20 protein-coding genes and 1 tRNA gene are annotated in these 17973 nt (G+C 50.0%); 7 read left to right on the top strand and 14 right to left on the bottom strand.

Going from position 1 to position 17973, the window contains the following annotated elements; translation table 11 throughout:
- A complete protein-coding gene (gene iolE, locus EGY08_RS11970) occupies positions 1–900 on the top strand; it encodes a myo-inosose-2 dehydratase (RefSeq protein ID WP_087829745.1) in 900 nt (299 codons plus the stop codon).
- A gap of 136 nt (positions 901–1036) precedes the next feature.
- Here iolE and EGY08_RS11965 read toward each other — a convergent pair whose 3' ends face one another.
- From EGY08_RS11965 to EGY08_RS11930, 8 genes are all read right to left on the bottom strand, one after another.
- The gene (locus EGY08_RS11965) at positions 1037–2347 is read right to left on the bottom strand and encodes an ABC transporter substrate-binding protein (protein ID WP_123828530.1); all 1311 of its coding nucleotides are present in this window, start codon (positions 2345–2347) and stop codon (positions 1037–1039) included.
- Positions 2340–3413: an ABC transporter ATP-binding protein gene (locus tag EGY08_RS11960; protein ID WP_123828529.1), complete on the bottom strand. Its 1074-nt coding sequence runs from the start codon at positions 3411–3413 to the stop codon at positions 2340–2342. The genes EGY08_RS11965 and EGY08_RS11960 overlap by 8 nt, the downstream gene beginning before the upstream one ends.
- A 5-nt stretch (positions 3414–3418) precedes the next feature.
- A complete protein-coding gene (locus EGY08_RS11955) occupies positions 3419–4243 on the bottom strand; it encodes a phosphodiesterase (RefSeq protein ID WP_123828528.1) in 825 nt (274 codons plus the stop codon).
- Positions 4244–4253: 10 nt separating this feature from the next.
- Positions 4254–5141, bottom strand: a complete 888-nt coding sequence (locus EGY08_RS11950) for a carbohydrate ABC transporter permease (protein WP_004108826.1) — start codon at positions 5139–5141, stop codon at positions 4254–4256.
- The gene (locus EGY08_RS11945) at positions 5131–6003 is read right to left on the bottom strand and encodes a carbohydrate ABC transporter permease (protein WP_004128303.1); all 873 of its coding nucleotides are present in this window, start codon (positions 6001–6003) and stop codon (positions 5131–5133) included. The genes EGY08_RS11950 and EGY08_RS11945 overlap by 11 nt, the downstream gene beginning before the upstream one ends.
- A 190-nt stretch (positions 6004–6193) precedes the next feature.
- Positions 6194–7213 carry an NADPH-dependent aldehyde reductase Ahr gene (gene ahr, locus EGY08_RS11940; protein ID WP_123828527.1) on the bottom strand — a complete coding sequence of 340 codons (1020 nt, stop codon included), beginning with the start codon at positions 7211–7213 and terminating at the stop codon, positions 6194–6196.
- A 129-nt stretch (positions 7214–7342) separates the two neighbouring features.
- Positions 7343–7921, bottom strand: coding sequence for a class I SAM-dependent methyltransferase (locus EGY08_RS11935; protein WP_004128307.1), 579 nt, complete (start codon positions 7919–7921; stop codon positions 7343–7345).
- Positions 7921–8934, bottom strand: coding sequence for an HNH endonuclease domain-containing protein (locus tag EGY08_RS11930; RefSeq protein WP_004128309.1), 1014 nt, complete (start codon positions 8932–8934; stop codon positions 7921–7923). The genes EGY08_RS11935 and EGY08_RS11930 overlap by 1 nt, the downstream gene beginning before the upstream one ends.
- Positions 8935–9242: 308 nt before the next feature.
- On the opposite strand from EGY08_RS11930, the gene EGY08_RS11925 reads away from it, so the two are divergent.
- The 5 genes from EGY08_RS11925 (at position 9243) to EGY08_RS11905 (ending at position 12385) form a co-directional block, all read left to right on the top strand.
- A tRNA-Leu gene (locus EGY08_RS11925) sits at positions 9243–9327 on the top strand.
- A gap of 189 nt (positions 9328–9516) precedes the next feature.
- Positions 9517–10767: a tyrosine-type recombinase/integrase gene (locus EGY08_RS11920; protein ID WP_123828526.1), complete on the top strand. Its 1251-nt coding sequence runs from the start codon at positions 9517–9519 to the stop codon at positions 10765–10767.
- 111 nt (positions 10768–10878) lie between these two features.
- Positions 10879–11688, top strand: a complete 810-nt coding sequence (locus tag EGY08_RS11915) for a DUF6387 family protein (RefSeq protein ID WP_123828525.1) — start codon at positions 10879–10881, stop codon at positions 11686–11688.
- Between the two features lie 166 nt (positions 11689–11854).
- Positions 11855–12061, top strand: a complete 207-nt coding sequence (locus tag EGY08_RS11910) for a helix-turn-helix transcriptional regulator (protein ID WP_001098485.1) — start codon at positions 11855–11857, stop codon at positions 12059–12061.
- A gap of 15 nt (positions 12062–12076) precedes the next feature.
- The gene (locus EGY08_RS11905) at positions 12077–12385 is read left to right on the top strand and encodes a hypothetical protein (RefSeq protein WP_016239765.1); all 309 of its coding nucleotides are present in this window, start codon (positions 12077–12079) and stop codon (positions 12383–12385) included.
- 500 nt (positions 12386–12885) lie between these two features.
- Here the strand turns inward: EGY08_RS11905 and EGY08_RS11895 are convergent, their stop codons facing one another.
- The gene (locus tag EGY08_RS11895; protein WP_096122157.1) at positions 12886–13449 is read right to left on the bottom strand and encodes a helix-turn-helix domain-containing protein; all 564 of its coding nucleotides are present in this window, start codon (positions 13447–13449) and stop codon (positions 12886–12888) included.
- A gap of 943 nt (positions 13450–14392) precedes the next feature.
- On the opposite strand from EGY08_RS11895, the gene EGY08_RS11890 reads away from it, so the two are divergent.
- The gene (locus EGY08_RS11890; protein ID WP_023243257.1) at positions 14393–14818 is read left to right on the top strand and encodes a hypothetical protein; all 426 of its coding nucleotides are present in this window, start codon (positions 14393–14395) and stop codon (positions 14816–14818) included.
- Positions 14819–14959: 141 nt separating this feature from the next.
- Here the strand turns inward: EGY08_RS11890 and EGY08_RS11885 are convergent, their stop codons facing one another.
- From EGY08_RS11885 to EGY08_RS11865, 5 genes are all read right to left on the bottom strand, one after another.
- Positions 14960–15280 carry a hypothetical protein gene (locus EGY08_RS11885; RefSeq protein ID WP_016239768.1) on the bottom strand — a complete coding sequence of 107 codons (321 nt, stop codon included), beginning with the start codon at positions 15278–15280 and terminating at the stop codon, positions 14960–14962.
- A 26-nt stretch (positions 15281–15306) separates the two neighbouring features.
- Positions 15307–15693 carry a hypothetical protein gene (locus EGY08_RS11880; RefSeq protein WP_082237733.1) on the bottom strand — a complete coding sequence of 129 codons (387 nt, stop codon included), beginning with the start codon at positions 15691–15693 and terminating at the stop codon, positions 15307–15309.
- Positions 15694–15742: 49 nt separating this feature from the next.
- Complete coding sequence (locus EGY08_RS11875) at positions 15743–16015, bottom strand: hypothetical protein (RefSeq protein WP_072010564.1); 273 nt, start codon at positions 16013–16015, stop codon at positions 15743–15745.
- Between the two features lie 188 nt (positions 16016–16203).
- On the bottom strand, positions 16204–17415 hold the full coding sequence (locus EGY08_RS11870; protein ID WP_123828524.1) for a relaxase/mobilization nuclease domain-containing protein: 1212 nt from the start codon (positions 17413–17415) through the stop codon (positions 16204–16206).
- Positions 17412–17819, bottom strand: a complete 408-nt coding sequence (locus EGY08_RS11865) for an ATP-binding protein (protein WP_123828523.1) — start codon at positions 17817–17819, stop codon at positions 17412–17414. Before EGY08_RS11865 ends, EGY08_RS11870 begins: the two co-directional genes overlap by 4 nt.
- Positions 17820–17973 lie beyond the last annotated feature (154 nt).

Here is a 17973-nt window from a genome sequence, read left to right as displayed (position 1 = left end):
ATGAACAAAGATAACGTAAAACTGGCTATCGCCCCGATTGGCTGGACTAACGACGATATGCCGGAGCTGGGCAGCGAAAATACTTTCCAGCAAATCGTCAGCGAAATGGCGCTGGCGGGCTTTACCGGCAGCGAAGTCGGCAGCAAATATCCACGCGATCCGGCGGTTCTCAAGCCGATGCTGGATATCCGCGGCATTCATATTTGCAACGCCTGGTTCAGCACCTTTTTTGCTAACGGCCAGCGGGAAAAGACCATTGATGAATTCGTTAACCACATGAATTTCCTGCATGCTATGGGCGCAAAAGTGATCGGCTGTTCCGAGCAGAGCGGCAGCATCCAGGGGCTGGAAAAGCCCATCCTGGAGAATGAGAAACCGTGCTTTAGCGAAGAAGAGTGGCAGCGGGTGGCGGAAGGCTACAACACCCTCGGTCGCCTGGCGGCGGAAAAGGGCATGCAGGTCTGTCTGCACCACCATATGGGTACCGGTATCCAGACGACGGCAGAGATCGACAAGTTTATGTCGCTGGTGGATGACAAAGTCTTCCTGCTCTACGACACCGGGCACGCCTGGTATTCCGAAGGCGGCGAAGAGCCGATGCTGGCGATTCTGAAAAAATATCTGCCGCGTATTAATCACGTGCACCTGAAAGACGTGCGTCCGCCGGTGATCGAGCAGGTGCGTCGCGAAGGGCTCTCCTTCCTTGACGGCGTGAAGAAGGGGACCTTCACCGTGCCGGGAGACGGCGTCATTGATTTCCGTCCGGTGTTTAAACTGCTGGACGAACATGGCTATAAAGGCTGGATGGTGGTTGAGGCCGAGCAGGATCCGGCGCTGGCCAACCCATTCGAATACGCCGTAAAAGCGCGCAAATATATCCGCGAGACGGCAGGAATCTAATCGTTGTTTTATTTTCAGGCCATACGTCGTATGGCCTGCTTTTTTTCCTCTGTCGTGACATTGCCTGGTGGCGAATAAGCGACGCTGTACGCGTTTCCCTCTCCTTTTGGGAGAGGTGCAGGGAGAGGGAAAAGTTTTACTTCACTTCCGCCAGCGCGGTCTTATCGACGTAGGGCTTCATCAGCGCATCGGCTTCCTTCTGCGCCGCCTGCACCGCGGCTTCCGGGGTAACGTTAGCATCGTTGACCACCGCGGCCAGCTGGTTTTCCATCGCTTTACGCACGGCAACGGTCTCCCAGGTGGAGTACCACGGATGTGCATACTTCAGCTGTTCGAGGGCGATAGCCGCACGCGGATCCTGCTGCAGATACGCCTTCATTTCCGGCGTATCGTAGGCGGCCTTACGCGGGGAGAAGTAGCCGGTAAAGCGGCTCCAGGCGCCGTTGACCTGCGGGCTCACCAGATATGTCAGGAACTGGTACGCCGCTTTTTTCTGCGCGTCGTTGATGCCCTTGAAGCTTACCAGGCTGGCGCCGCCGATCGGTACCGCGCGCTGCTCTTTGGCCGGCAGCATCGCCACGCCCAGCTCAAAATCTTTGCTGTTCTCGCGCATAAAGCCCAGCGCGCCGGTGCTCAGCATCGCCATTCCAACTTTGCCGGAGAAGAAGCTGGCGCCAATCTGTTTCGAATTCAGCACGCCGGAAGGCATGACTTTGTCTTTATAGACCAGGTTCTGCCAGAAGCGCAGGGCGCCGATGGTGGTTGGCGTGTAGTAATAGACTTCGCCGGGATAGTCCTCGTTAAAGTATTTCCCGCCGTTGGCGCGCACCAGCGCCGAGAAGATCCAGCCGCCGTAATCATCGTTGGTCGACGGCAGCATGATCCCCCACTGGCCTTTGCTTTCGTCGGTCAGCTTTCTGGCGTCCGCCAGCAGCTCGGCCCAGGTTTGCGGCGGCTGTTTGATCCCGGCCCGATCGAACATCGTTTTGTTGTAGTAGAGGATCGGCGTCGAGTTATGGAACGGGATCGCATAGGTGGTGCCCATCACCTGGGCGTTTTTATGCATTGCGGGCCAGAACGCCTTCACCAGAAAATCCCCCGCTTTTTGATCGCCATACTGGAACAGTTCGTCCATCGGCAGGATCTCATCTTTCAGCGCCAGATCGGTGGTGAAGTTGGCGGACATAATCACCAGCGCGGGCGGCTTCCCGGCTTTCTGCGCTGATTCGGCTTTGATCTTGGTGGTGTCGTAGTTGCCGGTAAAGATCCCGCGCACTTCGACATCCTGCTGCGACTCGTTGAATTGCTTAATGACGCGGGTCATCTCCATGGTCAGCTTGCCGTCCACCGGCGCCGGAAACATGAAGTCGATCTTCTCTTTCGCCAGCGCCGCGCCGCTCAGGGCAAGGCTGAGCCCAACCGCGAGAGCGGTGAGAGGTTTAAACATGGTCTGTCTCCATCAGTAAATTATGCTGTTTCTCAGCATGAAAAAGATGCACATCGGCAGGTGAAAAGCCGAGGATCAGCGAATCGCCTTTCTCCGGCACCGCGCCGCGATGGCGACGGCTAAAGCGTAAGGTGCCGATGGGGGTGCTGACGTGGAGTAGATAATCGGCTCCCATCAGTTCTCGTTGCAGGACGGTGCCCGGCAGGCGTAGATGGCCTTGCTCCACGCGGTCGGTAATATGTTCCGGGCGAATGCCCAGCCAGACACGGGTCTGGCTGCGGTGGCGCGGCGGTAGCGGATGGCGTTGTTCGCCAAGCTGAACGTTGCCGTCAACGCAGGGGAGCGATAGCAGATTCATCGCTGGCGAACCGATAAAACCTGCCACGAACAGATTGGCCGGGTTGGCGTACAGATACTCCGGTCGCCCGACCTGCTGTACGTGGCCGCCGTTCATCACCACGATGCGGTCGGCCATCGACATCGCTTCCGTCTGGTCATGGGTGACGTAGACGGTGCTGGTTCTGAGCTGCTGGTGGAGGTCCATAATGCTGTCGCGCACTTCGCTACGCAGGCGGGCGTCGAGGTTGGAGAGCGGCTCATCCATCAGGAACAGGCGCGGATTGCGCACAATCGCCCGCGCCATCGCCACCCGCTGCCGCTGGCCGCCGGAGAGCTTCGCCGGTTTGCGATCGAGCAGGGTATCCAGCTGCAGCATCTGCGCGACTTTATCCACCCGCGGCTGCCAGCTGGTCTTCTCCTCTTTGCGCACCTTCATGCCGAAGGTGATGTTGTCGCGCACCGACAGGTGCGGAAACAGCGCATAGTTCTGGAAGATCATCGCGAAGTTGCGCTCTCTGGGCGACATTTCGGTGATGTTCTCATCGTGCAGCCAGATCTCCCCCTCGCTGACCGGCTCCAGCCCGGCGAGCAGGCGCAGCAGGGTGCTTTTACCGCAGCCGGATGGGCCCACCAGCACCACGAATTCCCCTTCGCGAATATCCAGCGACAGGGCGCTGAGGGCCGGTTTACCGTCAAACTGTTTACTGATGTTTTGCAGACTAAGCATGGCGTTTAGCAATCTTCCGTTGGGCAGCTGATATTTTCGTCGTACATCCACGGTCCGGCGTAGTGGGTCAGAGGATGCTGATAGCTCACCCACTGCTCGTCGACCTGGCGATGCATCAGGCACGACGCCGGAGAGAGGTCGTAATACGGACGGGTATCTTCATGAAAATAGGGCACCTGGTGGACGGTTCCCGGGATGGTGGAGATGATGGCCTGACGATACTGGGTCATGGTCAGGCTGTGGTTATGGCCGCAGAAAATGCGCGTCAGCGACGGGAAACGCTCAACCAGCGCCAGCAGACGATGGCCGTTTTCGCAGGCGATAGGGTCCATCTGCGCGTTGCCCAGCGGCAGCGGCGGATGATGCATAAACACCGTCGCCGGTTTATCGCCGCCATCAAACAGCTGAGTCTCCAGCCACTTGATGGTTTCCTCGGTCAGCCAGCCTTTCGACGTACCCGCCCGGCTGGAGTCGATAAACAGCAGGCGAGTGGCAAAATCGTCTACCGCGTAGTGCATGTTTTGCGCGTCGCGGCCGAGCTGCGGGCACAGAGGATGCAGGTACTCCAGAAACAGCGCTTTATCGTCGTGGTTGCCGGGAATGAGATACAGCGGATAGTTCAGGCTGCCGAGGATCTGGCGGGCGACCTCATACTCTTCCGGGCGGCCGCAGTTGACGATATCGCCGCTCACCACCACCGCGTCCGGACGCTCCTGCAGGGCATTCAGCTGGGAGACGACGTCGGCATTGGCGGCGTTGACGTCAATAAAGCCGTACAGCTTCTGGCCGCGGCTGCGAAAATGGGTATCGGAAATTTGCGCTAACAGCATGAAGAGCTCCTTATTTTATCCCGGAGAAGCCGAAGCTTCGCAGGAACTGTTTCTGGAAGAGAATGAACGCCAGCATCAGCGGCAGGCAGACCATCAGCGTGCCGGCGCCAATGATGCCCCACTGACCGCCGGATTCTGCGCCCATGGCGAACGAGACCAGCCCCACGGTCAGCACCTGTTTGTCCGGGTCGTTCAGCATCATCAGCGGCCACAGATACTCGTTCCAGTGGTAGGTAATGCTGACGGTGGCGAAGGCCAGCACCGACGGCCAGGACATCGGCAGCAGCACGCGGAACAGCACCTGCCACCAGCGACAACCCTCCATCAGCGCCGCCTCTTCCAGCTCTTTGGGGATGGCCAGAAACGCCTGACGCATCAGGAACACGCCGAACGCCGAGGTGAAGTAGGGCATCATCACCCCGGTGAGGGTGTTGAGCAGGCCGAAGGTTTTCAGGGTCAGCATGTTCGGCACCATCATCACCACCGGCATGATCATCAGCTGGACGAGGAACATCAGAAACAGCGTCTTTTTGCCGCGGAACTCGTGGCAGGCGAAGACGTAGCCGGCGGTGGTGATGGTCAACAGCTGCACGAAGAAGGTGCCGAAGGTGAAGATAAGGGTGTTGGCGTAGAGGCTCAGCCAGTCGGCGCTGGCCCAGGCATCGCGGAAGTTATCCAGCGTCAGCGGCATGCGGGGCAGCAGCGAGGCCATATCCTCGCCGAAGGTCGTGGCGCTAAACGAGGTCGCCAGCATCCATAAAAACGGGCTCATCCACAGCAGCGCCAGGCAGCACATTAATACCGTGAGCGTAAAGGGCTGCGAGCGGCGCAGGCGCAGCCAGAGCGGGCGCGATGCGCTGTGCGATCGCAGCGCCAGCGGCGAGATTTCAGCGCTCATAGTGCGCTCCTTTCTCCAGCAGTTTGAGGTTAATCAGCGAGAAGGCAAACAGCCCGGCCAGCGTCAGGAAGGTGGCGGCGGAAGCTTTACCTAAATCATGAGTGTCCCAGGCGAGGTTCTGGATGTAGTAGAGCAGCACGGTCGTGGCGTTATCCGGCCCGCCGCGGGTCATCACCGCCACGTGGTCGATCTGGGTGATAGAGTAGATCAGCGCCGTGGTTATCACGAAGCTCAGGGTCGGGCGCAGCAGCGGCAGCGTGACCTTAAAGAACACCTGCGTGCGGGTGGCGCCTTCCATGATCGCCGCTTCGCGCGTGGAGGCCGGAATGCTTTGCAACCCGGCGAGGAAAAACAGCATGTAGTAACCGGCGAACTTCCACACGCCAATCAGCGCCAGCGCCAGCAGCGCGCTATTGCTGCGCCCCAGCCAGTTGTTGTTCATCGGGCCGAACAGCTTCGCCAGATAGTGGTCGAGCAGGCCCAGGCCGGGCATAAAGATAAACAGCCACAGCGCGGCGGCGCTGACCATCGGGATAATCATCGGGAAGAAGAAGGCGGTGCGCAGCCAGCGGTTGACGCGGTGATTCTCGGTCAGGGCGACCGCCAGCAGCAGGGCGAGGGTCACGCCCGGTACCACCGTCAGCAGGATATAAAGCAGGTTATTCACCAGCGACTGCCAGAAGACGCTGTCGGCGAACAGACGACTAAAGTTCTCCAGCCCGACATACTGGCCGCCGTCGCTGACCATGCGGGTATCGAACAGGCTGTCATAGACCGATCGCCCGAGCGGGAACCAGGTAAACAGTAATAAAAACAGCAGGGAAGGCGACAGTATCAGCCAGGGGAGCCAGGTTTTTCTCATGGTGGCGGACGTCTCATTCAGGCGTTTGTAGAAGCCCGGATTGTGAGAAGGATTGACTGCAAACGTATGGCGGGGAGATGACGGTTTAATGACCAGGGAAACAAGCGCCGGGCAGACGGGCCGCCCGGCATCACCCCGGTCAGTGGCGTTCAGGCCGCGCGGCTGCGGCCTGAAGCATGACGAGGAACGATCAGAAGTCGGCTTTCAGCACCACGCGGTAGCGGGCCTTGCCCTCGCGAACGTGCTTCAGCGCCTCGTTGATCTGCGACATCGGGAACAGCTCGGTGGTCGGCGCGACTTTGCTGCGTCCGGCGAATTTCATCAGCTTGCGCAGCTCGGATGGGTTGCCGGTGGCCGAACCTGAGATGCTGCGGTCGCCGCCAATCAGGGTAAAAGCGGGGACCGGGAACGGCTTCATCACCGCCCCGACGGTGTGGAAGTTGCCGCCGTACGCCAGCGCTTCAAAGTACGGCTGCCAGTCGAGGTCGACGGCGACGGTGTTGATAATCAGGTCGAACTGGCCGGCCAGCGCCTTTAAGGCTTCGGGATCGCGGCTGTTCACCACGCGATCGGCGCCCATTGTCAGCACTTCCTGCTCTTTCGCCGGATTGGAGCTAAAGGCGGTGACTTCCGCGCCCATCGCGTGCAGCAGCTTGATGGCGATATGGCCGAGGCCGCCAATGCCGATGACGCCGACGCGGCTGTTCGCCGTGACGTGATGCATCAGCAGCGGTTTGAAGACGGTAATGCCGCCGCAGAGCATCGGCCCGGCGGATTCGAGATCGACGTTTTCCGGCAGCGGGATCACCCATTGCCAGTCGGCGCGTAGCTTATCGGCGAAGCCGCCGCGGTTGATGATGGTGGGCACCGAGCCTTCCAGACAGTTCACGTGGTTGCCGCTAATACAGGCGTCGCAGTGGCCGCAGCTGCGCGCCGTCCAGCCAATGCCGACCTTCTGGCCAACCTTCAGCCCTTTATCCTGCGCCGCGCTGCCCAGCGCCGCCACCCGGCCAATCACCTCGTGACCGGCCACCAGCGGATAGCTCGACATGCCCCATTCGTTGTCGATCATCGACAGGTCGGAGTGGCAGATCCCGCAGTACTCCACCTGCACTTCGACATCTTCCGGCTTAAGGTCGCCGGCATCGTACTCCCACAGCGACAGATCGGCGCCCGCTTCTTTGGCGGCGTAACTTTTAATAGTGCTCATGACAGTTTCCTTGGGTTTGGCGTAGTTAAGAAGGAAGTGTAGAGCATGGGGCGAGGGGACGCCTGGCAGAAGGAGGGGAGAAGCTTGCGCAAGCCGGCTTCTCTGCGAGAGAGAAGCCATCGCGATAGTTCAGCTTTTGATCAACAGCGCGTTGAGCCAGATTTCGCTCCGCTCCGGGCGCTTATCCACCGTCTGCCACATGTTGGCAAGACGGATATCCGCCAGCGGTTCGACCAGCGCCGTCAGCCCTGCTTCGTCGAGATCGGTAAACCGCCGCCCCTCTTTTTCTCGCTCGCCTGAACCGTATTTAAATGAGACGTACCAGACGCCGCCAGGTTTGAGGGCCATAGCCAGTTTGTGCATCACTCCCGGCAGCTCCGCGGCGGGAACGTGCAGCAGCGAAGCGCAGCACCAGATGCCGTCATACCGCGCGCTTTCGCTGATGTTTTGAAAGGTCGCCTGACGCACGGCCAGCCCGCTGTGTTGCGCAGCCCGCTCGACCATGGCCGGTGAGGCGTCAAACGCCTCGACCCGGTAGCCCATATCGGCAAAGGCTTTTGCATCGCGTCCGGAGCCGCATCCCGCATCGAGAATCAGCCCGTTCGGTTCAATTGCCCCGATAAAAGGCGCGTACAGAGAGGTCATATCGACAGCGACGGTTGAAGCCACAAAGCTGTCAGCGTTCTGCTGGTAGTAGTTGATTGTCATCAGAATATATCCGTTCCGGCGGCTTGAGGTTCCCATTCATGAAGGAGCGTAATGCGCGCAGTGTTCCAGATTTTGGCGAGGAAGTCATCGCGGCGGGCGGTCGTGTTGCCGGTCTGACGGATTAAGGTTTCACGCAAGGGAAGGTGGCTGGTAATAAAATATTCGTTTCTGTCGCGCAGGCGGCGCAGCAATTTTGCCGACGGTACCCGCATAAACTTGCCTTTCTCCCCGCGGTTGCAGCTCTTGCAGGCGAGAACCAGGTTCCAGACACCGTTGATATTCGCCACCTCGCCGCGCGCCGCCCATGGGATAAAGTGGTCAACGTCGGCCAGGTTCTCATCCCCGCTTTCGAGACTGATCGGCGCATAGCAGTAAAAGCAGCGGCCTTTTTGGTAGCCGTTCAGGCTGTCGCGACAGCTGGAGATGGCAACTCGTCGGGTATTCAGGGTGCTGAAGAGCTGCTGTTCGGCGGCATCATATTCCACGGCGATCAGGCTGCTGGCGATGTTCATCGCCCACGCCTGTTCCACCAGACGCCAGCGGGCGTCCGTTTCGTGGATCAGGTTCTGGTACTGCTGGCGCTCCGTCAGAGAATAAAAGTCGTCGGTCAGACGGATGCCTTGATGCGTTTTACGCTCGTCGATAAAAAAGCGCCTGGCGATTTCGCCCTGATTCACGTTATGAAATTTATCCAGCACCACGCTAAAGCCGAGCTTAACCGTTGCCGCGATGAGCTGATCCTGGGTTATCTCCTGGCGATTGAAGCGGCTACAGGCGCTGAGAAACTGGCTTTTTGGCGACGTGATCTGTTTGGGGGCCTGCTCAAGATGGCGACACAGATGCTGGCTGAACGGCACCGCCAGCTCCTCGAGGCGTATCAGATCGCTACCGTCGCGGCGGATATCGTACAGCGCATGCGCCAGCGCAAACTTATAGGAGGCGACGTTTTTGCCAAAAAGAATAATGCCGCGCCAGTAGTTCTCCAGCGTCGGTTCGATCTGATAGAAGCGCATTGCGGAAATCCTGTTTTGGGAAAGTACCGGCGTTATTACGCGTACTAATAACAGGATCTGATAACAAATTGCCGAAAATGTAAACCGAATTGAGCCGTTTGCAGGATTTTGCGAGCAGGCTCGGAGAAAGAGGAAACCGCGAGTGGGAAAGGTGAGAACGAGGGGGATTACCTGCGGAACGTATTGAATGTTGCCCGAAATGCGGCTTGCGCTGTTTTTTTCAACACTTAGCGCGGCGATCGCACTCTGCCGCTTGCGCAGCAGCCATTGACAGGTATAATCCAGAACGTTTTCCGTATCCTTTCCGTGCCGGAGTGGCGAAATCGGTAGACGCAGTTGATTCAAAATCAACCGTAGAAATACGTGCCGGTTCGAGTCCGGCCTTCGGCACCATACAAAGCTTTTTTCAAGTCTACTAACGTCTACTTTAGTCCATAAAAACAGTAAGTTAAGCAGCTCTCTAACTTGGCTTAGTCTGTTCACGTCTACTCAATTCCTTGAACATATACCAACTGATGATGGTATAACTGATGGTATTCCCGGTTCGATTGATTTTGGTACCAACACAGGAGGTATCAACTGATGGCTCTCACCGATATCAAAGTTAGGACTACCAAGCCCTCCGACAAACCCTTCAAACTCACAGATGGGCAGGGTATGCACCTGCTGATCAATCCTAACGGCTCGAAGTACTGGCGATTACAGTACCGTTTCGATGGCAAACAGAAAGTTTTAGCATTGGGTGTTTATCCAATGGTCTCTCTTAGTGAAGCCCGCAGGAAGCGAGATGAAGCCAAAAAGTTGGTATCTGATGGTATCGACCCTTCTGAGAAGAAAAAAGCCGACAAAATCGAGCAGAGCGAAGCTCTTACTTTTGAATCTGTTGCCAGGGACTGGCATAAGGCTTGTAAAAGAAAATGGTCAGATTCCCACAGCGAGAGAGTTCTAAAAAGCATGGAAGATGGTCTCTTTACTGCAATCGGTAAAAGAAAAATATCCGAGCTTAATACCAGAGATCTTCTTGCACCTATCAAGGCTGTTGAAGCTTCCGGACGATTGGAAGTTGCTTCCCGCCTACAGCAAAGAACAACAGCAGTAATGCGATATGCCGTCCAAAATGGGCTGATAGATTACAATCCTGCTCAGGAGATGGCAGGAGCTATTGCCGTAGCCAAACGAACCCACAGGCCAGCTTTGCCATTCGAACGATTCTCAGAACTCTTAGAACGAATTGATAACTTCAAAGGTAGGAAACTCACGAAGTTAGCCGTAAAGCTGACATTGCTCATTTTCATTCGTTCCAGTGAACTCAGATTCGCAAGATGGTCGGAGATCGACTTTGAAAATGCGATGTGGACTATCCCTGGAGAACGCGAGCCATTGCCAGGGGTCAAACATTCTCACCGTGGTTCGAAAATGCGAACTCCACATCTTGTTCCTTTGAGTTGTCAGGCATTGGCTGTGCTGACGGAAATCAAAGAGATCAGTGGTGACCAGGAACTCGTGTTTATTGGCGATCATAATTTCCGCAAACCTATGAGCGAGAATACAGTTAATAAAGCGTTGCGAGCTATGGGCTACGACACTACTGTTGAAGTCTGTGGACATGGATTCAGGGCTATGGCATGTAGTGCCTTGATTGAATCCGGCTTGTGGTCGAAAGATGCTGTTGAACGGCAAATGAGCCATCAGGAGCGGAACTCAGTTCGCGCTGCTTATATACATAAAGCAGAGCACCTTGATGAACGAAAGTTAATGCTTCAATGGTGGGCCGATTACCTTGACCTTCTTAGAACACGACAAGTTTCACCATTTGATTTTAAAATAATTTAACTATGAATAAGTAGTTAAGTAATCGTTCTCCCTTATCAACCTTGTTAAGGGAGAATTAATTCAAATAAGCAGTGTTAACTCATTCAAGCTTTGAATACAGTGGAGGGATTAATGAAAGTAGTAAGCCCTTATGAAGAATTAAAAATCTGGTTTAGTCTCGAAAACTATGAGCAGTTAAAATCACTTACAATCAAAGAACTGCATACTGAGCTTGCCTTTAGAGAAGCGATTTTCGACAGTGTAAATTTTGGATGGGAAGATGATAATCAAAATTTAAGGTCTATCCTTGAAGGTAATCCTATTTTAAGCAGACAAGATAATAATCATGGTCATTTTGGCAAGGGCCAAAGACATGTTGCGCAGGTTAGCTTTGGTGATATAAAAAAATTAGAGAACAAGTTAATAATGTTTAGCATGGATTTTTTTGAAGAAAATGGCGATTTCAAAAAAGAGTTGAAAAAGAAACCAATAACAAAAACAATGAGAGACTTTTTTCTTAACCAAAATAGCAGCAAGATGTATGTTTCATTTAATTTAGGAATGTCCAGCGATGAAGAAATTATAACGGCCTTACAAACGATGCTACCCATTCTCAGGAAGGAATATGAAATTGAGCCAGTAAAAACTGAAAAAATTGGACTGGCAAAAATAAGAAAACTTGTCGATTACAATATTATCCCAATGATTGATTTATTGATTTGGGCAAAATTTAAAAAAGTAAAAATCTCAAATATGGTCTTGTCTCGTGTCTTGTATCCAGACTTTACAAGTGAGATCAGAGGAGAAGATCACATTAAAGATACAGACAGGCCTGTTGCAGAGAAGTCATTGAATGGAGAAACAACCCGTAGTCTCGAATACTTTATTAGCAAAAACAGCCATCTCCTCAACATACCGATTTCTGAACTCGGCTCTTTCTAGTTGTAAATCATAATGTTAATTGTCAAGGGGAGGGCGTAAATATTTTTCTTCCCCGGAATTTCCTTTCATTCTTCCCTCATCTAAGATTTCAGTTATCAGCACTCTCTTCATAGACAGAAACTTATGTGGTTAATATATCCATAACGGAAGCGGAGGAGACAGCCAAATGAATACAACAAATCAAAGCTTAATTCGTTTACCAGAAGTCTTGAAACGAACTGGTTTCGGCAAGGCCTGGATTTATCGTCTGATCAGTGAAGGTCGTTTTCCCGCACCTGTAAAGATTGGCACACGCGCGGTGGCTTTTGTCGAGAGTGAGATTGATGAATGGATTAAGGCAGTCATTAGTAACTCAAGATCTCATGCAGCGTAACAAGAGGAAAATAAAATGAATATAAGTGATTTTGAGGCGTATGAAGGTTATTGGGACATTATTGATGATGATCTTTTCGAAGACATCTTTTATATGGAATGTATTGAGAAGTTAGAGCCAACAGAAAAGGTTCTTAAGGCAATCGAATTGCTGAGCTACTTCTTTGCGGAAGATATGCGTGAAGTACTGGGTGAAATACGTGAGATGAATATGCTTGCCCAGGCAGATATCTTTGATTTGTGGTTTGAAATAATAAAGTCACGAGATTACCTTGAGTCTCTGGCAAAAACAATTATTTATTACAGTATCGGTATGCCTGTGTGAGTTTAGTAGGGTAAAGTTTAGGAAAGGAGTCTTAAACTTTACGTTATGAATCAGATAGTGGTGAGCATTTAAATTAGTGCTATGTTGATAATTTTGTGTTGTATATTAAATACGTGTATTAGGTTAAATTAAAGAAAACTGAAAAATTCAGGATTTAAACGATACTGGTATTTAAACTCAGTACAAATAATAACATTTGTATCAATCAGTTTATCGATGGCCTGATAAAATCGGGCTGGTGTGATATGTATCTCTTTTGCTGTGCGATGGATGTTGCACGGTGAAAACTCAGGTAAACAGTGCTTTTATCTGGTGTGTATGAAGCGATTAATGTGAGAAGCCAAAACACATTGTGAACAGTATTGTTCAGATTGCGTTGTTCATCTGATAATTTATTCTGGTGAAGGTAAGCAGGGAGTCTTTGCTTTATAAAGATATCCTTTATTTTGTTAAATTTTTCGCTGGTGTCAGGAGTAAAATCACCAGCGCTGTTATGTCTTTTAAAATGGAATGCCGTCAGTTGGATATCTGTTTCTGGATTTTTTTACAGGCTTTGTTTTTCGCCCTGCGCGATAAAAGTTGAATGAAGTGGCAAAGTCTTCAGTCTCAAGTCTGGATTTACTGAACTTATCCATCAGTTCTTCATTGAAACGATGAGGAATGCCTTTTACGCATAAATTAGAATTCAGGTAAACCTGACCGTCTTCAGCGTTACGGATCAGTATTTTCCTTTCAAATAATTCTCTGAATGCACGTGAAACATTCGATTTATTCAGTCCTAATTCTCTGGCAGTACGTGACTGTGAAAAGTCAGGGATAATATTCCCGTAATCAATGATTGAAAATAGGTAAATAACAATTTTGAATGCCGTTGGTGTTAGATCCATTCTGGCGAGTCTGGCCGTGTTATCTTTAAAGACCATCGAGAAATCGTCACGAAAGGATGTCTTTTTACAGGCACTTGCTTTAACTTTTATTTCTTCCAGATCTTCGGGCATAACATCTAATGCTTCTGCAATAATTGCTTTTTGTTCTTTAGTTAACATAACACTTGTGTTTGACATAATGGCTCCTTTTTTATTATTGTGATAACAGATATGGCATATTAAATTTGTTTGTCAATATTATTAGTAATAAAAATTTAAAAAATATTATATTTATTTCTCTGTGATTTTTTTTAGTGGAATATTAAGGGTTGTCAGAGTTATTACGAAGGGTGCTAAATTTCACCATCACCTGTTATGTCATTAATAATTTTTGGTTCTGAAAGATACAACCAATATTCTATCTTAACTTGTTGATGTAATTGATTAATTTTCTTTTTGAATTTGCAAGATAAAAGAGTGATAAAGAAACAAGAAACCGAAATTTAGCTTTAGATTGACACAAAATTCCATTGTACACAGTTTGATAAACACTGCTATTGCTGATTTTCCTTCGTAATATTATTCCTTAAGTGAAGCCTGCGCACCTGTGTGTTGCGCCACTGGGCTTCAGAACATTGCTATAGTGTTTAACTGTCAGTAGAAATACGCTTCGCGCAGAGATTCAGGCTGCTGAGTTTAGCGAAAGAATGGACCCGACTACATGATTTACCCGTTAACTTAATACGGCTCACGCCGGAACCCCTTCGGAAAAATCCTTTTTGCTTCAGCGAGTGAGTGCTGAGGGCACTCAGCGGCGCTGCAAGGGGGATTAAACATTGGGTTTTCATCTGACGGGTAAAAATAATTAACATATATCTGTCGTCGGGGGCGTGAGCCAGTGCGTAGCACTCTCTCAAAAAATTCCTGAGGGGGTTTTATCTGATATCTGGAAACTACCCGGTTTTTGAAAAAAGAAAGCGGTAATGCAATCGATCGGACTCAACATTGCAACAGCGAAAGCTGTTTCCAGTATTAACAGAATAAATAGTTGTCATTTTAAAATAAAATATTTTCGATTTTGTATTGATTTAAAATTTAAAGCTGATAGTACTTAATTATAAAAACAAAAAAGGAGAGGGTTATGAGCAATATTTGTGTTTCATCTCAGGAAGAAAGGTTTATATTTGTTGTTGATAAATATATAACACACCATCGCGACAGTGTTAATAACAATAATTTTTACAGAAAACTTTATGTGCTTTTCGCTGGATACCATCTGAAGTATTTTTATTCACGGGCACAATATCGCAATTCGTGTTATCACGTTGATAATATCATGCAGATGTTTATGGGTGTCGTTTCTACCCTGAAGGCCCCTCTGCTCAGGCAACTCGCAAACAGTGACACATTACTGCATTGCCTGAATTCGCTCGTGAATTATATTTCAGGCAATCTGGATGAAGCAGAGCACATTTATGCTGATTTACTGGCACAGTATGAAAAGAAACGCATTGCACGTTCTCTGGCTTATACACCACCAGGATCCGTGGTCAGGAAAAGGCTGTGAGGCAGCGGATACGTACTGGACAATGCAGGGGATGGCAGAGTGACATAAAAGCAGTCGTTTCCCGCAAGACATTACCGGGCATTAAAAAGGCAGGAGCCACCGGTTTGGTGTCCTGCCTGGCGGGATTGTTTTACTGTGGTCTTACTTGTCAACGACCTGCCAGCCATCATCCGTTTTGACCAGCGTGACAGCCGCTGTGCGTTTTTCGTTATCGACAACAGCTGTTACATTGCATTTATAGCTTTTATCCGATACTTTCACGCAGTCATGCTTTTTGACAGATTTTAATTCCCGCAGTGCGTCTTTCGGGACATCTTTACCTGCTATGGATTTAACGATGGCATTCGTCTGCTCCACGACCTTATTCATCGCAGTGTAAATATCCTGCTCAGACGGTTCACCGGTACAGCCACTCAGCAAAAAAATGGACGCAATGAGTGTGGTAAATGCATATGTTTTCATAAAATAATCCCAGACTGTAGAGTACGTTATTGAATAAGACCGGTTTTCATCTTGCTGTTGTTTTCAGAGAACGTCCACTTGCTGACCGTTTCGCCTTTAAATTCGATTTCCAGCGTTTTGGCCTGCGTCTGTGAACCGCCTGTCAGCAACCCGACCACTGGAATGAATGTGGTGGCATCAAACTGATTGTTATCCATGGAATAAGTCCATTCTTCATTGCCACTATCAAGTGTAGTTCTGGTTTCGGGCTCACCTAATGCGGTAATGATTTCTGATTTCGTCGTTTTATTTTTGATAATTTTCGACTGCAGACTTTGTGATGTTTCTTTTTTTAGATGCTGGTTGCCTGATATTGAACAGCCAGAAATAAGGAAAGCAGAAATAAAAAACACAGAAATCATGAATCTGTTCATAAGTTCTCCCATATTAATTTTTTATGTTTGCGGTGGTGTGAAATTAATATCACCGTATAAAAACAACTCTGTCTGCATATTTCTTTTTAATTATGCAGATCAGAATAATGACGCTGGCAAAAAATGTAATGACTGAGACAGGAGTGCTGCCGGTTAATGAAAATACTAACCAGGCGAGACCGAATGCCACGAATTGAAACAGAAATGCCACACTGAGCGGACTTTCACCATAGGCCACTTTTGCATGGCAACCTTTGCAAATCCGCACGCCGTGCGGGCTTTGTGTAAAGCAGAAGGGGCAGCTAATCGTTTTATTATCCATCATGACTCCGTGGCCTGATTTAAGGTGATGTATTTTTGAACATTTTCGATGAATGCTCCGCTTTAGTAAAATTGCTTGTACCGATCGATGGATCTTGGTTGATAGGTTATAACTATCATAACAAGATTATCGATCTATATAAACGATCAATATTTTATTGACTATCACTAAAGTATGGACTAGTTAACTTATGGTGCAGGATGTGGGTTATTATTAACTAATTGTTCTTTAATGGGATTTGTTGTCATGGAATGACAGGGTGTCAGAAGATGCAGGTGCAGGATTTGGTGGAACGGATGTGCAGTGGCATGTAACAGAGACATACCCCTGCGCCTGAGAAGTGCCACAATATGGCCAAGCAATGCAAGCCACGAATACAGCCGACGCTGGCGGGGTATCTGACGAGCTGTATTGTGCAGTTTGCTCCTGAGTTGAATGACACTCACTGTTTCCTGTTGTCGTTCCAGACGAATTTTTTCTTCAAGCCGAAGGATTTTCTCCAGAATCGTTTCCCGGTTTGCAGCCTGTTCTTCAGACTCGCATGATGGTACTGGTACTGGTACTGGTACTGGTATTGGTACAGTCTGCTGTTGCTCTTTTTTCAGTAAAGCCAGGTGCTCTGGTGTAAAATCAATCTGTGTTTGCAGAGAAGACCAGCCATATTTTTTCCCAAGCTGAGACCCTTTAAAGGCAATGCCCTGGTACTGAAATGAAAATCCATTCATTTTTCCTGTCGACGCGATATTGGGTTTACAGGTCACACCTTTCCGTTCCAGCATGTCGATAAAAGTCAGTAAATCGGGACGATGCGTTAAGACATTATCAATCCGGGTCTGCAACTGAGACTTAGGGCTGGGAGCTGCTGTTCGTTCTGCCATCATCAGCTCATTGCGTGAGGGTTTTCTTTTAGCCTGAGGGCGACTGCTGGTTGCAGGTGTTGTTTCAGTGAGTCCGTGTATTCGCTCCAGTTCGCTGATAATGCGGGTGCTGATGAGATTTTCATTTTTCCCCAGGTACAGCTTTCCACCGACCATGTTAATGCGACTTGCAATGATATGGATATGCTGCCCGTCGGTATCGTCGTGAAGGATATAACAGCGAAGGTGCGTTTCAGTGAACCCCATCCGGGTCATATAATCGTCGGCAAATACCGCCCACTGTCTGGCTGACAGTGTTTCTCCCTTTGGCAGGCGAAGTGAATTATGCCAGACAGGTTTAGTGACATCGGGACGCAATTGTTTAGAACTTTCAAACTCACTGATAAGCTCAGCCACCGAACTTCCGGTTATATTACCACCGATGACATAAGGCATAACGTTGTGGTGTGGGCCGGATTTGAGGCTGTATAGCACCACGCCTGCAAACTGTTTACCCCTTTTTATTTTCTGCATGCCTTTCATCGGCCTGGCTCCAGAAAGGTTGTAGGAATTAGGTGATCGCGAAGAGTTTTGATTTGTCTGCGCAGGGCAAAGAGCTCTGTACGGGTCAGTTCGCTGTCAGGGCTTTTGCTGTCGAGATGACTCAGCAGGTGGTTTAAATCCTGTGAAAGGCTGCCAAGTTTAATCCATGCTTCACGATTGATTTCAGGCAGAACCGGCGGGAGTTTATTCAGGGAAGCCATCCTGAGCCATTCTCCCTTTTTATACTGGCCTCTCTTACTGTCGAGAATAATTAACTCTTCTTCATTTAATCTGACACTGATGCAGTGATGTCGTATTTCATTCTCAGGAAGTTTGTTAGTATGGAATTTACCACGCTTTGATAATCTGGTTATATCATCTTCATTACTCATGTCACTGTTCATAGCTATCCTTTTAGTGAATGCTTATTACTATAGATAACCGATGAGGTGAATAAGTCAAGCTATGACGGGGCAAATAATTTAATTGGCTGGATTAAAAAAGGTATACCATTTGATAAATAGTATACCTACGAGGACATATCAGATTAATGGTCAT

The sequence above is a fragment of the Klebsiella sp. FDAARGOS_511 genome, assembly GCF_003812845.1.
In the GTDB taxonomy this organism is placed as follows: Bacteria; Pseudomonadota; Gammaproteobacteria; order Enterobacterales; family Enterobacteriaceae; genus Klebsiella; species Klebsiella grimontii.
The sequence above is the reverse complement of the archived record's forward strand: the minus strand, read 5'-3'. Positions and strand labels throughout refer to the sequence as shown.

What these genes read in the sequence shown, in the direction of transcription:
- iolE (WP_087829745.1), top strand. Translation starts at nt 1, where the DNA reads ATGAACAAAGATAACGTAAAACTGGCTATCGCCCCGATTGGCTGGACT.
- EGY08_RS11965 (WP_123828530.1), bottom strand. Translation starts at nt 2,347, where the DNA reads ATGTTTAAACCTCTCACCGCTCTCGCGGTTGGGCTCAGCCTTGCCCTG.
- EGY08_RS11960 (WP_123828529.1), bottom strand. Translation starts at nt 3,413, where the DNA reads ATGCTTAGTCTGCAAAACATCAGTAAACAGTTTGACGGTAAACCGGCC.
- EGY08_RS11955 (WP_123828528.1), bottom strand. Translation starts at nt 4,243, where the DNA reads ATGCTGTTAGCGCAAATTTCCGATACCCATTTTCGCAGCCGCGGCCAG.
- EGY08_RS11950 (WP_004108826.1), bottom strand. Translation starts at nt 5,141, where the DNA reads ATGAGCGCTGAAATCTCGCCGCTGGCGCTGCGATCGCACAGCGCATCG.
- EGY08_RS11945 (WP_004128303.1), bottom strand. Translation starts at nt 6,003, where the DNA reads ATGAGAAAAACCTGGCTCCCCTGGCTGATACTGTCGCCTTCCCTGCTG.
- ahr (WP_123828527.1), bottom strand. Translation starts at nt 7,213, where the DNA reads ATGAGCACTATTAAAAGTTACGCCGCCAAAGAAGCGGGCGCCGATCTG.
- EGY08_RS11935 (WP_004128307.1), bottom strand. Translation starts at nt 7,921, where the DNA reads ATGACAATCAACTACTACCAGCAGAACGCTGACAGCTTTGTGGCTTCA.
- EGY08_RS11930 (WP_004128309.1), bottom strand. Translation starts at nt 8,934, where the DNA reads ATGCGCTTCTATCAGATCGAACCGACGCTGGAGAACTACTGGCGCGGC.
- EGY08_RS11920 (WP_123828526.1), top strand. Translation starts at nt 9,517, where the DNA reads ATGGCTCTCACCGATATCAAAGTTAGGACTACCAAGCCCTCCGACAAA.
- EGY08_RS11915 (WP_123828525.1), top strand. Translation starts at nt 10,879, where the DNA reads ATGAAAGTAGTAAGCCCTTATGAAGAATTAAAAATCTGGTTTAGTCTC.
- EGY08_RS11910 (WP_001098485.1), top strand. Translation starts at nt 11,855, where the DNA reads ATGAATACAACAAATCAAAGCTTAATTCGTTTACCAGAAGTCTTGAAA.
- EGY08_RS11905 (WP_016239765.1), top strand. Translation starts at nt 12,077, where the DNA reads ATGAATATAAGTGATTTTGAGGCGTATGAAGGTTATTGGGACATTATT.
- EGY08_RS11895 (WP_096122157.1), bottom strand. Translation starts at nt 13,449, where the DNA reads ATGTCAAACACAAGTGTTATGTTAACTAAAGAACAAAAAGCAATTATT.
- EGY08_RS11890 (WP_023243257.1), top strand. Translation starts at nt 14,393, where the DNA reads ATGAGCAATATTTGTGTTTCATCTCAGGAAGAAAGGTTTATATTTGTT.
- EGY08_RS11885 (WP_016239768.1), bottom strand. Translation starts at nt 15,280, where the DNA reads ATGAAAACATATGCATTTACCACACTCATTGCGTCCATTTTTTTGCTG.
- EGY08_RS11880 (WP_082237733.1), bottom strand. Translation starts at nt 15,693, where the DNA reads ATGAACAGATTCATGATTTCTGTGTTTTTTATTTCTGCTTTCCTTATT.
- EGY08_RS11875 (WP_072010564.1), bottom strand. Translation starts at nt 16,015, where the DNA reads ATGGATAATAAAACGATTAGCTGCCCCTTCTGCTTTACACAAAGCCCG.
- EGY08_RS11870 (WP_123828524.1), bottom strand. Translation starts at nt 17,415, where the DNA reads ATGAAAGGCATGCAGAAAATAAAAAGGGGTAAACAGTTTGCAGGCGTG.
- EGY08_RS11865 (WP_123828523.1), bottom strand. Translation starts at nt 17,819, where the DNA reads ATGAACAGTGACATGAGTAATGAAGATGATATAACCAGATTATCAAAG.